Annotated in this window: 8 protein-coding genes; 4 read left to right on the top strand and 4 right to left on the bottom strand. The window is 47.1% G+C overall.

Annotated elements, in window-relative coordinates:
* Positions 1–7: 7 nt before the first annotated feature.
* The 3 genes from QUA03_RS02930 to QUA03_RS02920 are packed head-to-tail and all read right to left on the bottom strand — an operon-like array spanning position 8 to position 2224.
* Complete coding sequence (locus tag QUA03_RS02930; protein WP_333209522.1) at positions 8–1093, bottom strand: alpha/beta hydrolase; 1086 nt, start codon at positions 1091–1093, stop codon at positions 8–10.
* Positions 1094–1145: 52 nt separating this feature from the next.
* Entirely contained in the window at positions 1146–1658 is a 513-nt protein-coding gene (locus QUA03_RS02925) for a (R)-mandelonitrile lyase (RefSeq protein ID WP_333209520.1), read from the bottom strand.
* A gap of 23 nt (positions 1659–1681) precedes the next feature.
* A complete protein-coding gene (locus QUA03_RS02920) occupies positions 1682–2224 on the bottom strand; it encodes a cyclophilin-like fold protein (RefSeq protein ID WP_333209519.1) in 543 nt (180 codons plus the stop codon).
* Between the two features lie 243 nt (positions 2225–2467).
* On the opposite strand from QUA03_RS02920, the gene QUA03_RS02915 reads away from it, so the two are divergent.
* Complete coding sequence (locus QUA03_RS02915; RefSeq protein WP_333209517.1) at positions 2468–3451, top strand: AraC family transcriptional regulator; 984 nt, start codon at positions 2468–2470, stop codon at positions 3449–3451.
* Positions 3452–3674: 223 nt separating this feature from the next.
* Here QUA03_RS02915 and QUA03_RS02910 read toward each other — a convergent pair whose 3' ends face one another.
* Positions 3675–6206, bottom strand: a complete 2532-nt coding sequence (locus tag QUA03_RS02910) for a VWA domain-containing protein (RefSeq protein WP_333209515.1) — start codon at positions 6204–6206, stop codon at positions 3675–3677.
* Between the two features lie 212 nt (positions 6207–6418).
* On the opposite strand from QUA03_RS02910, the gene QUA03_RS02905 reads away from it, so the two are divergent.
* From QUA03_RS02905 to QUA03_RS02895, 3 genes are all read left to right on the top strand, one after another.
* On the top strand, positions 6419–7405 hold the full coding sequence (locus QUA03_RS02905) for an AEC family transporter (protein WP_333209513.1): 987 nt from the start codon (positions 6419–6421) through the stop codon (positions 7403–7405).
* Positions 7406–7568: 163 nt separating this feature from the next.
* Positions 7569–12986 (top strand): AAA family ATPase, encoded by a 5418-nt coding sequence (locus QUA03_RS02900; protein WP_333209511.1) that lies wholly within the window; start codon positions 7569–7571, stop codon positions 12984–12986.
* A 306-nt stretch (positions 12987–13292) separates the two neighbouring features.
* Positions 13293–14915 carry a calcium-binding protein gene (locus QUA03_RS02895; RefSeq protein ID WP_333209510.1) on the top strand — a complete coding sequence of 541 codons (1623 nt, stop codon included), beginning with the start codon at positions 13293–13295 and terminating at the stop codon, positions 14913–14915.
* Positions 14916–14941 lie beyond the last annotated feature (26 nt).

Below are 14941 nucleotides of genomic sequence, written 5' to 3'. Positions count from 1 at the left end.
TGCTCGCTTACTTGTTGAGGTGCTGATTGAAAAAGGACGCAAGCTTGTCCCACGGGATAAGGTTCACCCGATCGTACAAATCGACGTGCCCGGCCCCTGGAAGAATGTAAAGTTCCTTTGGTTCGGCTGCGCGCTTGTAAGCATCTTCACTGAACTCTCTGGAGTGTGCATCTGCACCCGTGATGAAGAACATAGGACGAGGCGAAATCGTCTCAATGTCATCAAACGGGTAAAAGTTCATGAATTTAACGTTACTGGTAAGCGTCGGGTGGGTTGTCAGTTTCGGCGACGAACCTTTGGGAGTGTATTCGCCCCTGGGAGTGCGGTAGAAGTCATAGAACTCACGCTCAATAGCAGTGGACTTCTCATTCAGTTCATGTACAGTCCCGCTTGTGTATTTGGTCTCGCCGCCCGTGAACTCCGCATAGCGTTGCTCGGCCGCCTCTGCGATGACTTTCTTTCTCTGTTCGAGGGTCGTAGAATGCCTCAGCCCGTTACGATTGGCCGCACCCATGTCGTACATACTGACCGTCGCAATGGCCTTCATGCGCGGGTCGATCTTGGCGGCGCTGATGACGAAGCTGCCGCTGCCGCAAATCCCAAGAACGCCAATCCGTTCTCTGCCAACGAATGGTCGGGTGCCCAGAAAATCCACCGCAGCACTGAAATCCTCGGCATAAATATCCGGCGCAACAACGTTGCGGGTCTGCCCCTCACTCTCGCCCCAGAAGGACAAATCGAGGGACAAGGTGACGAATCCCTGTTCAGCCAGTTTTTGGGCGTACAGATTCGAGCTTTGTTCTTTGACTGCGCCCATTGGATGCCCGACAATAATTGCCGGATTCTTAGCATTCTGATTCAAGGTTTTGGGAATGAAGAGATTTCCGGCAACCTTCATGTTGTATTGGTTTTTGAACGTAACCTTCTGCATAGTCACCTTGTCACTCTTATAGAAGTTGTCCGCCCCCTCGACTACAACAGACTGCTGCACGGGTGCTTGGGATATCTTAGAGGCGCGCGTTTTGTCGATCGCAACTGCCGCTGTCGTCGCACCGATCGCACTTATCAAGAGGGTTAGTATCAGGTGTTTCATTAGAGTTCTCCAAATGTGTGGATTGGTTAGCTGTTGTAGAGGATGGATACTCCTATCGATTTACATTGAGTGTCCGGTATTGCTCGTCACTGACCTGTTCCAGCCAGTCCACGACCTTGCCGTTGAGTTGTTCGTGAAGGGCGATATGCGTCATGGCTGTAGTGGCTGTAGCGCCGTGCCAGTGCTTCACTCCCGGCGGAATCGAAACCACATCACCGGGTCTGATTTCCTGAATTTGTCCACCCCATTGCTGAACCCAGCCAACCCCAGCCCTCACGATGAGCGTTTGTCCTAATGGGTGGGTATGCCACGCAGTTCGTGCCCCAGGCTCAAAGGTGACACTGGCACTACCCGTGCGGGCTGGACTTTGTGGTGAGAATAGGGGGTCAATGCGGACGGAACCTGTAAAGTTTTCGGCGGGTCCTCTGGTGGAAGGCTGCGAACCGTTTCGTCTAACCTCTACAAGTTGTGTGTTATTGCTCGATGGGGCTTGTGTTTGTACCACAGGAGAGAAGCCCAAAGCAAGCAGAGAAGATGACACGATCGCGATCGCAAGCAGTTTCATTTTTATCTCCTTTGACGTTTCTACTAAATTCGCTCGATTGTCACTTCTACAGAACCAGGGACATTAAATGCTTCTACGCCAGCATCGATCTTGCCGATCGTGATGATGCCTGGGTCAGGGATTTCCTGTCCGTCGCGGCGATAATAAATAGCCACATCAGAACTGGGAGACCAGTAAATGATGTCTCCAACTTCATAGGTTTTGGTTCGCTCTCCCTCCTGGGAAATCGCTCTCGGCAGGTGGGCAAACTTTTCTCTGCCAAACAAATCGTTCATCGTCAGCGTTAACGGCAGCAGGGAAATAAAATCTTGTGTGGTTGGGTTGTCGATTAACGTGGCTGTAACGATTTTGTCTCCGACTTTGATGTTTATCTGCATACTGTTTGCCTGCTGGGTTGATATTTCAGTCGGCATCTTTGATGAGGCACTGCTAGGCATACTGTTATCGGTATGGCAGGCTGAGTAACTTAGGGACATCACCAAAGCGATCGCTAGAATCAGCATTCTCCTGCCGCAGTTTCTTCGCTGAATGACAAACCATTTCAGATGTATCAAGATCCTCTTCATGAGTTTTCTCTTGAATAAAAATCCAGATGCTTGCGGGAAGCCTGAATGCCATTTCATTGCTTTAACCTCATTCTAGGAATCCTGAAAGGCAAGCAATAGAACGATCGTCTAGGATGGTTGTACAATCCTGCAAACTTGTACTGATTTCTATTCAAGCCACGCTAGATTCTTATACAGGCTTAGCTGCCAAACCCTTGTCTTTACCTTGATGTGTCTATAAATCTATCTAAACGGGCATAAGAAATGAACGCTGCAAAAACGAGTGAAAAGTCCGGTAGAGCCTTGATGAATGACTTTCAGACAAAGCGCGAGGCAGACCGATCGCAAGCCAACCGAGAGGAACTAACGGAGCGAATTGCCCAAGCGATTCGTCAAGATGGAGCGATCGAACCGCTGAAAGGATTGCACTTCTACCGCTCCTCTTCCCCTGGGGAATGCTTTCATAGTGTCTCTATTCCTGCCTTTTGTGCGATCGCTCAGGGCTGCAAAGAAGTGCTTTTGGGCTGCGATCGCTATCAGTACGATCCGATGCACTATCTGTTGGGGACGGTCGAACTGCCGATTGCCAGTCGCATTTTAGAAGCAACCCAGGAAAAACCGTACCTGGGTCTTCGTTTCGATCTTGACCCTACCCTAGTTGGCTCAGCCATGGTTGAGGCAGGCTATCCCTCTGCACAACGGGGTGCCAGTGTCAAAGCGATCGACGTGAGTCCGTTGGATGCAGAACTGTTAGATGCTGTTGTGCGGCTCGTCAGGCTGATAGATTCCCCTGCTGAAGTCCATGTGCTCGCACCGCTAATTAAACGGGAAATCATGTATCGCCTCCTCATGGGAGAACAAGGTGGCCGGCTCTGTCATATTGCAGTTCTGGGTGGATCTACCCACCAAATTGCTCGAGCAGTCGATCGACTTCGTAAAGACTTTAACCAGCCGCTTCGGATTGAAAGCATCGCACGAGAGCTGGGAATGAGTGTATCGAGCTTCCACCATCACTTCAAGTCTGTCACTGCCATGAGTCCTTTGCAGTTCCAGAAGCAACTGCGACTCCAGGAAGCTCGCCGTCTGATGCTGGGGCAAAACCTTGACGCTACCAGTGCTGCCTACCGTGTGGGTTATGACGATTCTTCGCACTTCAACCGAGAGTACAAGCGACTCTTTGGTATACCGCCGATGCGCGATGTGGAGCGGCTGCGAGAAGCTGCTAGGGAGATTGCGAGTTCAACTTGACATCCTCAAGATGCCCTAATCTTGCCAGAAATCGCTAAAAGCAGTTATAGTTCCCGCAATCGTATAGATAGAAAATCATCTTGCGATCGCTCTGTTAATAATTTCCATAAACTGATGCAGTAAAGCAGTCAACTCTCAGCAAACTCTCCGGCGTGGAATCGATCGCGCTTTAAATAAAAATATTTAACCAAGGTGGGCAAATAATGCCCACCCTCCCTAATTCCTACTTCCCTACCGTGAAATACTCATTTTTAGCATACACGCTAATAATGCAGTCTCCCACTTCAAAAAACATCCCCTCTTGCTCATCTTTAGAAAATTGCAAGTTGCCGTATTTAGAATTAATTTCCTCAGCAGTCGCCGCTTTTGCCTCCATTTCATCCGGGATAAGTCCGGTAGAACCGATATAGAAAACCAGCGGTGAAACTTTTTCCCTGTACACTTTTTCGGCATAAGCTTCCAGTCGCTCATTCGCATTAGCTAAAGCAGCGACAAACTCCTCTCGCTTGACATCTTCTCCCTGCCATTTCGCTTGCAAAAGGCGCAGCAAACTATCTGCACCCACTTTCGCTAAAGTAGCGCTAACAATTCCGTTATCCTCCAGCCCCAAAAACTCATCGAAAATCAGTTTCATCAAGTCGTCAACTTTGGTAATTTTTGTTCGGGATGACAGCGTTTTGTGGGCGAAGACAACAGGCTCATCTAACGTGATGTCAAATGTCGGTTTTGCTAGCTTTTCGCCCGTGTTTTGGTGGTAAACTTCATAAAGGCGATCGAGAAATTTGTTGGCAGAGTGCAATTTGCCGAAGTTGAGGATGTTTTTGCTGCCGATGTCGATTTTGTAGCTGACTCGCGAATCTACTGAACCGTTGGCGATCGCACTTTTTAAATCTGTGTATTCCGTCGTCGTCGGAAAGTTGATGTAAAGGTTTTTTGACAGATAATGCTGTTTCAATTCTTCCAATTGTTCCGCAGTGTAAGCCTCGGATTCCTCCTTCAAATGAGCCGAGAGAATGCTAGAGAGAATTTTGATTTTTGCGAGTTCCTCAAACACTCCGTCAAGGCTGCTGTAACGCCCGTAAAAAGGCACTAGAGGCAAAGTCTCTAACTTAATATCGTACTCTGAACGGAAGTCAAATTCTTGCACAGGGGAACCGTCTTTTTCAAGGACACCGCATTTTTTGAGCAAATCAAACACGGGTTTGCTGCTGATTTTGGTTCGCAGCGACTTAATATTAACTTCGCCGTCGCTGACAAGGGTATAATTGTTGAAAGTATTGAGGTCTGTAACTAGAATTCCCGCCACTTCGGCGATTAAAGTTCCATCCTCAACTTTTACCAGCTTAGCTTTTCGGGTAATCAGTATATTGATGGTAGCGGTATTTTGATTGATGGCAAATGAACCCATTTGCACGTATTCGCCACCATCCAAAAATTCTGTTTTCAGCCAAGGCTTGACAAGGTTGCCGTTTTCATCTCGCTTTCCTTCAATTCGCTTCAAACCTTTTCGCTGATAATTTTCTTGCAAGTGTTTCAAGTTGATGATGATGCTGTTGCTATTTTCCTCCAATATCTTGATTAACTCCAGCAGGGAAATTTTATCGCTGACTTTTACCCGATCGCCAATTTCATGATTTGTCAACACATCAGGCGCAAAAACAGCCTGTTCCAAATCTTCCGTAAACTCGGCTATTTGGGCATTTGTCAAAGCTTTAGCGTGTTTTTCGGTCAAAGTAGCGTCGAAGGTGCTCGCCAGCGCATACTTAGCCGTATTTAAATTGCCGTCAGCGAGGTTAGCTTTCGCAAAAGCAAACACCGACTCATCAGTTTGAGCAACGGGAACATCTAGTTTGTCATACTCATCTTTGGCGACTTTCTGATATTTGTAAAAAAGTCCCCGATCGTCTGCTTTCAGCCCGCAGATTTTCAGCGTGCTCGATGAACCGTTGATTTTTTTGCCACTTTTGGAAACAAAAACTTGATAATCATATTCCTTAATTAACGGTTCTTCCAGCGGAGGTGCCACCGAACTGCCTAACAGTTTTGTGCTATCGTAAAGAGCATCATAAACCATTTTGACTTCGCCAGCGCGGATGCAGTTTCCCGATAATGTGTTGGCGATTTTGGAGAGAAGTTTGAAGTCAGCCGAGGCATAGGATATCGTGTTGGCAAACACATCCATGTCTTTGAGTTCTTCGCAAATTTCCCCTAGTTTTGCAGATTCCGAATTGGCACTGGGGTCATTTGCATAGCCGTCTGTGTGCAAATTGATCGCTGTCATTTCTCCCGCTTTAACCAGAGATTTAGCGAGTTGCATCGACTGCGATATGCAGGTACTGCCAGCCGTGTGGATTTTTTGAATTTCTTTGATGTATTGAGAGTCAAGCTTCAGCACTTCTTGAATGGGAATTCGCTGGAAATGACAAATTACGTCCCCATTGCCAGCATAGGAAATCAAGCTGACAATTAGCTGGTAATTGTTGTATTCGTCTAAGGTCAAAAGCTTGATTAGGGTTTCTTTCAGTGGTTTTAAGTCATAATACATTGAGCCGGAACGGTCAATGATGATGATGCTGTGAGCGACGGATTTTTCTGGGATATCGCCTGGTGTTCTTTCTAAATTAATGCGATCGACTAAATAGAATGCCTTTGCGTTTCCGGCAAAATTGTAGAGGGTAAACTTGGTGCGAGTATTGGAGGCTGCTTGGCTGCTGGAACTTTTGACTTGAGATGATTGTTTTGCTTGCCGTGCCATAGTTTTCACCTATGTTGATTTTTTCCTCAACTTTATCATGACACGCGCTTCTGTGGATGTCAAGGCCTGTGTGGAAAATTATCTGCGAAGCTGAATAAGCATTAATATTAAGCCCTGCGGTGCCAGGGAAAACTGCGGCGCTAGGGTAAATGTGGGCTTTTTTGGCAAAAGTAGTGGATCTGCGTAAATATTTAGTAAAGATTTAGTAAATCATGCTTTATTTAGAAAATCCGCTGCTCAAACTTTATCTAAATCTAATCGGATGGGTGACGTTGGGATTTTTTCTCGGCCGCCTGCTACCGAGAAGCTATTCTACATATTTAGCCAAGTTTCTTTTCTTCTTTGGCACGCCATTGAGCATTGTTGGTTTCATCCGTAGCGCCAATTTGTCTGGCGCTATTTGGATGGCGCCGCTGACAGCTTGGGCGGCAATTCTAGCAGGTGGAGGACTCGCTGGGATTTTGATAATTTTCGGTGTCGGCGACGAACGTTTCAAGACTCTTCATCCGATCGCCCAAAATACCTCTGAACACACCAGCGCTTGGAGTTTGCCCACTCAAGGCAGCTTCTTATTGGCAACGATGGTGGGTAATACGGGTTTTTTAGGCATTCCCGTCACCTTGTCCTTATTAGGCTCGGAACACTTTGCCTGGGCGTTATTTTATGACTTGCTAGGCACTACCATGGGACTCAATATACTGGGAGTTGCTATTGCTTCTCACTGCGGTAAAAGCGATCGCCCTCAGAGTTGGTTAACACCCCTGCAGGCAATTTTTATGAATCCGGCACTGTGGGCTGTTGGTTTAGGATTTGTCTCGCGAAGCTTACCGCTGTCGGCACCAATCGAAGAATTGTTAACAACAGGTGCTTGGACTATAATTACTTTAGCTTTAATTACGATCGGGATGCAGTTGAGCAAGTTGAATTCCTTGCACAACCTCAAACAAGTTTTGGCTTGTCTGGCGATTAAAATGCTGTTAATTCCCTTGGTAATTGGCACGGGATTAACGTTTTTGGGGATCGCGGGCGCGCCGCGACTTGTGCTAGTGCTGCAAATGGCAATGCCTCCTGCTTTTGGTACTACATTGCTGGCAGAAGCTTTCAATCTCGATCGCGAATTAGCCGTAACTGCGATCGGCATCGGCTGCGTTAGTTTATTATTCACGATTCCCCTATGGATGAGGCTATTTAATTTTTAATAAAAATAGGTCTGCTTCACTTTGAAAAATACTTAATTTAAGTGATCCCCATCACAAATATTGATGGTTAATGTCATATTAATTTAATAATTACTGGACTGGGAAACTGTATTGGCTTCTGTTAATGTGGAAATAGCCTGCGGAGGAAGGGAAGAATAAAAGTATGGCAAGTATAAATTTTACATTGACAGGTTATCAAATTTTCGATCGCATTTACTCAGGAACTCGCACCCTAGTTTATCGAGCTTTCCGCACGGGCGATAAACAGCCCGTCGCCATCAAAGTCTTGCAGAACGAGTATCCCAGCTTCAGCGAACTGGTGCAATTTCGCAATCAGTACACGATCGCCAAAAACCTCAACTTGCCCGGAATCATCGAAACCTACAGCTTGGAAACCTACCAAAACAGCTATGCGTTGGTAATGGAAGACTTTGGGGGAATTTCTCTGGACGAATGGACGGAAAAACGGGAAACTGCGCCGACTCTGAGCGAGTTTTTGTCAGTGGCGATCGACCTGAGCAATATATTAGATATACTTTACCGCCACCGGATAATTCACAAAGACATTAAACCAGCCAATATTTTAATTCATCCCCAAACAAAACAAGTCAAACTCATTGACTTTAGTATTGCATCTTTGCTACCAAGGGAAACTCAAACCCTGATGAATCCTAACGTGCTGGAAGGGACACTCGGCTATTTGTCTCCCGAACAAACGGGAAGGATGAATCGGGGGATTGACTACCGGACAGACTTTTACTCTTTGGGCGTGACTTTTTACGAATTGCTGGCGGGACAATTGCCGTTTCAATCCAATGATGCGATGGAATTGGTACACTGTCATATTGCCAAGCAACCGCCATCACTGCATGAAATCAATCCCGAAATCCCGCCGATACTGTCGGAGATTGTCAGCAAATTAATGGCAAAGAATGCCGAAGGCCGCTATCAGAGTGCGTTGGGGCTGAAATTAGATTTAGAATTTTGTTTGAAGCAACTTGAAGAAAACGGTAGGATAGAGAGTTTTGCGATCGCGCAGAGGGATGTGGGCGATCGATTCATGATACCCGAAAAACTTTATGGTCGCGAAATTGAAGTCGAAACCCTACTCCAAGCCTTTGATCGCGCCAGTAGTGGCACAACTGAAATGATGCTAGTAGCTGGTTTTTCTGGGATTGGGAAAACTGCAATTGTAAATGAAGTTCAAAAACCAATTGCTCGCCAGCGCGGCTATTTCATCAAAGGCAAATTCGACCAATTTAACAGCAACATTCCTTTCTCAGCTTTTGTCCAAGCATTTCGAGATTTAATGGGACAATTGTTGAGCGCAAGTGACCAGGAGTTGAAAAATTGGCAAACTCAAATATTGCAAGCAGTGGGCGATAACGGACAAGTCATTATTGAAGTAATTCCCGAACTCGAAAAAATTATTGGGGCACAACCGCCCGCACTCGAATTATCAGGAACTGCGGCCCAAAATCGGTTTGATTTGCTCTTTCAAAATTTTATTCGCGTGTTCACCAAACCAGAACATCCCCTGGTGATGTTTTTGGATGACTTGCAGTGGGCTGATTCCGCCTCGCTGCGGTTAATGCAACTGCTGGTTTCCGAGTCAGCAACCGACTATTTATTAGTAATTGGTGCCTACCGAGATAATGAAGTATTGGCAGCACATCCGTTGATGCTGACACTGGATGCAATGGTCAAAGGTGGGGCAATGGTGAATACTCTGACGCTGGAACCGTTGAGTTCAACAAGTCTAAATCATTTGGTTGCTGATACGCTCAATTGCGATCCATCTTGGGCAAGACCTTTGGCTGATTTGGTGGCACAAAAAACCAAAAAAAATCCCTTTTTTGCAACGCAGTTTCTCAAAGCACTGCATCAGGATGGGCTGATTGAGTTTGACCAGGTTGCTGGTTATTGGCAGTGCGATATTGTGCGAGTTCGGGAGGCAGCGCTGACGGATGATGTGGTCGAGTTTATGGCGTTGCAGTTGCAAAAACTGCCGCCAGGAACTCAGAATGTGTTGAAGTTGGCTGCTTGTGTGGGGAATCAGTTTGATTTGGGGACTTTGGCAGTTGTCTCCCAGCAATTGGAAACGGAAACGGCGGCGGATTTGTGGAAGGCTTTGCAAGAGGGGTTAATCCTGCCTGAAAGTGAAATATACAAGTTTTATATCGGGCGAGAAAGACGGGAGGAGACCGAAAATTCGGAGGTGGTAAATTACAAGTTTTTGCACGATCGCGTTCAGCAAGCCGCCTATTCTTTAATTCCCGAACAAGAGCGATCGCGTGTTCACTATCAGATCGGACAATTACTGATCCAGCAAATTTCACCGGCAGCTATAGAAGAGCAAATTTTTTCAGTAGTCAATCAGTTGAATTATGGTATTGCGCTGATTGAAGACCAAACAGAACGCGACCATCTGGCACAACTCAACCTCACGGCTTGCCGCAAAGCCAGAGGCGCTACTGCTTATCAAGCTGCTCGCGAGTATGCTGCGATCGGGCTAAATTTGCTTGGAGAGAGCGCTTGGCAACGGCAGTACGAGATGACCTTGAACTTGCACGACATAGCAGCAGAAGTGGCTTCACTCTGTGGTGATTTTGACCAGATGAATCAGTGGATTGACACTGTGATTTATCATACCAGAACTCCCCTAGAGCGAGTGAGCGTTTACATCGTCAAAATTCAGGCATTATCGTCCCAGAACAAGTTTTTAGACGCAATTGCTATCGGTTTGTTGATTCTCAAAGAATTAGGAGTTGAATTGCCCGATAGCGCTACATCAGAAGATATTCAGCAAGCAGTGCAGGAAATTAATAGCTCGATCGGCGATCGACCCATTGAAGAGTTATTTGATCTGCCAGCGATGGTGGATACCCAAAAGCTGGCCGCGATGCAAGTGGCGGCAACTATGGCGACAGCTTGTTATCTGGGTGGTTCGTCTTTGTTTGCGCTGGTGACTGCCTTACAGGTAAATTTATCTATCCAATATGGCAACAGTCGTACTTCAGCTTATAGCTATAGTTGTTATGGGATGATTCTCAACAACTTTCTACAAGATGTGACGGTAGCCGATCAATTTGGCCGATTAGCTTATCGTCTTGCCAGTGGCGCGGATGCCAAAAATATTCGCTCTGCAACTTTTGCTGCACTCGGACTCTGTTTGCACCATCGTAAATCGCATTTGCGGGAAACCCTCCCCATTCTTGAGGCAGGCTATCAAGCCGGATTAGAAACAGGCAATCTAGAGTTTGTCGGGTATGATTTGTATACTTTTTGTCTAAATGCCTACTGCTGCGGTCAACCTTTGGCAGAACTTGAGCCCCAAATTCGGGCATACCGCCAGCAATTACTCGACCTCAACCAACTAACGACGGCAAATTATTGTTCGGTTTTTTGGGAAACAACGCTGTTTTTATTGGGTAATCCAAACAACTTGGAGATTTCCTTTGAACAGAAAGGCTATGACGAGAAGCTGATTTCTCAGTCGCTTGCCTCTAACGATTTTTACCGACTCTGCATCTTCTATCTGTACAAGGCGACGTTGAGATTCCTGCTGGGAGACATTGCTTGGGCCTGCGTAGATGTCGATCAAGCAAGACAGTATATAGCGGGAAGCGTAGGAAGTATTTCCGAAGCTGGTTTATATTTCTATGACTCACTCATAGCCCTTGCCACTCCTGAGTCCGAGACGGAGTTAGAAACGCAGTTGCAACGAGTTCAGGAAAATCAAACTTCGTTGCAGCATTGGGCACAACACGCCCCCATGAATTATTTGCATAAGTGGCAGTTGGTAGAAGCAGAGAAATACCGAGTTGCCAAACAGAGGGCAGAAGCTATTGAAATGTACGATCGTGCCATTTCTGGAGCGAAAGAAAACGAATACATCCAAGAAGAAGCCCTCGCTAACGAACTAGCAGCTAAATTCTACCTCGACTGGGGCAAAGAAAAAGTGGCGCAAGCTTATATGCAAGAAGCCTACTACTGTTATGCTCGCTGGGGTGCGAAAGCCAAAATCGATGACTTAGAAAAACACTATCCCCAACTTCTTGCTCCCATATTGCAGGCAAGAGAAAATCGTTTTGGAATCAGCGAAACCCGCAGCCACACAATCAATAAATCGTCAGTTTTACATCAAACCTGGCACACAACTCTATCGAGCAGTAGCACTATTTACCACGCCCTCGATTTCGCGACTATTCTTAAAGCCTCCCAAACTCTATCGAGTGAAATTCAATTAGAAAAATTACTGGCTGCACTGATGTGCGTGGTGATGGAAAATGCCGGGGCAAAAAAAGCAGTTCTCCTGTTGCTTAAGGATGGGAATCTCACAATCGAAGCTGTGGCCTCCTTCCATCAAGATGTCATCTCCATATCTGTACCGCTGTCAGCCAGCGACGAGGTTCCCGCTGCTGTGGTCAACTATGTTAAGCGGACTTGCAAAACTGTGGTTTTGGATAATGCAGCAGTACAAAACGATTTTATTGCCGAGCCGTATTTGATGCAGGAAAAGCCCAAAAGTTTGCTGTGCGCGCCGATGTTAAATCAGGGTAAATTAATCGGGTTGCTCTATCTAGAAAATAACTTGACAAGTGGTGCATTTACACACGATCGCACTGAAGTCATCCAACTTTTGTGCGCCCAAGCCGCTATCTCTCTAGAAAATGCCCGCTTGTACCAACAATCTCAAGCTTATGCACAAGAATTAGAGCGATCGCTCCTCGATTTGCAGCAAGCACAGTTACAGATCGTGCAAAGCGAAAAAATGTCCGCCTTGGGCAATCTAGTCACAGGAATAGCCCACGAAATCAATAATCCTGTCGGCTTTATTAGCGGCAATATTGAGGAAGCAACCACCACGATCAAAGATCTGATTTCCCACTTAAAATTATACCAAGAAAAACTGCCAAATCCCGGGGAGGAAATCGAAGAAGATGCTGAGGATATGGATTTAGAGTATGCCTTAGAAGATTTGCCAAAGATGCTGTTGTCGATGAAAGTGGGATGCGATCGCATTCGCGGCATTAGCACCAGCCTCCGCACCTTCTCCAGAGCCGATAAAGACTACAAAGTTCCGTTTAATATCCATGAGGGGATTGACAGCACCATCTTAATTTTGAAACATCGGCTCAAGGCCAACGAACACCATCCCGCGATCGAAGTCGTCACAGACTACGGCAATCTCCCCCCAATCGAATGCTTTCCCGGTCAACTGAACCAAGTCTTTATGAACCTGCTTGCTAACGCGATCGATGCTCTAGAAGAATCAAACCAAGGACGCAGTTTGGAGGCGATTAAAGCAAATCCCTACTGTATCAAAGTTCGTACCAGTCTGTCGGGCGATCGACACATCAAAATTCAGATTGCCGATAACGGTGCGGGTATGACGGAAGCAGTGAAACAGCGGATTTTTGACCATCTATTCACCACGAAGGCAGTAGGAAAAGGCACTGGTTTAGGATTGGCGATCGCCCGCCAGATTGTAGTCGAAATCCACGGTGGAACAATTAATGTCAATTCTATTTTGGGGGGAGGGAGTGAATTTGAGATAGTGTTACCTGTTACTGAATAAAAGTTGACTGTTGACTGTTGACTGTTAACTGTTAACTGTTGACTGTTGACTGTTGACTGTTGACTGATGACTAATGACTAATGACTAATGACTAATGACTAATGACTAATGACTAATGACTAATGACTAATCGGGCATTATACCAGCCCCGATCGGAATTGCGGACACGGGCAAAACTTCCAGCGCCCCTTCGCCAGATTGCCAAAATCTCAATTATGCTAACCTAGGCAAGCAGCAATCCCTTGTCATGAAGGCGATTAACATAATTTCAAACAATTTATTTGATTTAGGAGCGGTGTATCCCGTATGGCAAATCTGATCGGCACAGACAGCAACGACTTTATTCTAGGAACTCCGCTGAGCGATCGAATTCGCGCCTTAGATGGCGATGACACGCCCCTGGGTGCGGGAGGAGATGACACCCTAGAGGGCGACGGCGGCAACGACCAGCTTCTTGGAGGTGACGGAGCAGATTCGCTGATTGGCGGTGAAGGAAATGACGAACTTATTGGCAACCAAGGCCGCGATTTTGCTTCCGGCGGAAACGGCGACGACTCGATTCGTGGCGGTTTAGGCAACGACATCCTCGAAGGCAACGACGGGATAGACAGCGTGTTGGGAGATGCAGGGGACGACTTAGTTTTTGGCAACGGAGGCTTTGATGTAATTGCCGGCGGTACTGGCAACGACACCCTCACAGGGAATGACGGCGACGATTCCGTGTTCGGCAATGCTGATGACGACTTTCTCTACGGGAATGCGGGGAACGATTCTCTCAACGGCGGCAGTGGTAGAGATCAAATGTTGGGCGCTGAGGGCAACGATTATTTGACCGGCGGCGACGGCGACGACACTTTGTACGGCAATGCCGACAACGATTCGCTCTTCGGAGATGCTGGTAATGACCAGATATTCGGCGGCAAGGCTGACGATACAGTTTTTGGCGGCACCGGTTCCGATACCCTTCGCGGCGATGAAGCCGACGACTCGGTACTGGGAGAAGAAGGTAATGACTTTCTGTTTGGTGGCAAAGGTAATGATGGTATCGACGGTGGTTTTGGCGATGACTCCTTGGCTGGAGGTATCGGCGACGATACAATTTTGGGCGGTTTCGGCAATGATAATTTATTTGGAGCAGAGGGTAATGATTCTTTAATCGGAGGCGAGGGTTCGGATACTCTGACTGGCGGCAGCGGCAGCGATGTTTTTGGATTGGGAGCCGGGCCTGGCAGTCTGGCTTTAATTACTGATTACAATGACACAGAGGATTTCTTTGGACTGCCGAGCAATTTATCTTTCGCTCAACTGCTAGTTACCCAAGGCAACGGTGCAAATGTCAGGGATACAGTAATTACGACGCTCGACGGCAAGCTTTTAGCAATTTTGATCGACACTCCAGCGGCGCTGATCGAAGCGAATGATTTTATCGCTGTGACTGGGACGGCTACTCCCAGGCCAACCACCATTACCACTACAACTACAACTACAGTTACAAGCACAATTACAGATCCAGCTCAACCTCAAACTTCAACTACAGAATCACTTCCAACTCCGCCTCCAACTCCCACGGAAGCACCGACTCCAACTCCCACGGAAGCACCGACTCCAACTCTCACGGAAGCACCAACTCCGACTCCCACAGCAGCACCAACTCCGACTCCCACCGCAGCACCAACTCCGACTCCCACAGCAGCACCGACTCCGACTCCCACAGCAGCACCGACTCCGACTCCCACAGCAGCACCGACTCCGACTCCCACGCCGACTACTACGAGGATTCCGATTCCGCCGACTGTTAGCGTGCCTGATTCGCCTCTGCTATCAATTAGTTCGATCCCTCCGACTCCCAGACTATTGCAAATGCAGGGCCAGACGCCGATATTCCCGACGGTGCCCAACCCGCTACCCTTACCTCCTACACCTTTCTAGTTCTAAGCGCGATCGCGCAGCTCACT

Source organism: Microcoleus sp. S36b_A4, assembly GCF_036700645.1.
Lineage (GTDB): Bacteria > Cyanobacteriota > Cyanobacteriia > Cyanobacteriales > Microcoleaceae > Microcoleus.
This window is presented reverse-complemented; position numbering and strand designations above follow the sequence as displayed.

What these genes read in the sequence shown, in the direction of transcription:
- QUA03_RS02930 (WP_333209522.1), bottom strand. Translation starts at nt 1,093, where the DNA reads ATGAAACACCTGATACTAACCCTCTTGATAAGTGCGATCGGTGCGACG.
- QUA03_RS02915 (WP_333209517.1), top strand. Translation starts at nt 2,468, where the DNA reads ATGAACGCTGCAAAAACGAGTGAAAAGTCCGGTAGAGCCTTGATGAAT.
- QUA03_RS02910 (WP_333209515.1), bottom strand. Translation starts at nt 6,206, where the DNA reads ATGGCACGGCAAGCAAAACAATCATCTCAAGTCAAAAGTTCCAGCAGC.
- QUA03_RS02905 (WP_333209513.1), top strand. Translation starts at nt 6,419, where the DNA reads ATGCTTTATTTAGAAAATCCGCTGCTCAAACTTTATCTAAATCTAATC.
- QUA03_RS02895 (WP_333209510.1), top strand. Translation starts at nt 13,293, where the DNA reads ATGGCAAATCTGATCGGCACAGACAGCAACGACTTTATTCTAGGAACT.
- QUA03_RS02920 (WP_333209519.1), bottom strand. Translation starts at nt 2,224, where the DNA reads ATGAAGAGGATCTTGATACATCTGAAATGGTTTGTCATTCAGCGAAGA.
- QUA03_RS02925 (WP_333209520.1), bottom strand. Translation starts at nt 1,658, where the DNA reads ATGAAACTGCTTGCGATCGCGATCGTGTCATCTTCTCTGCTTGCTTTG.
- QUA03_RS02900 (WP_333209511.1), top strand. Translation starts at nt 7,569, where the DNA reads ATGGCAAGTATAAATTTTACATTGACAGGTTATCAAATTTTCGATCGC.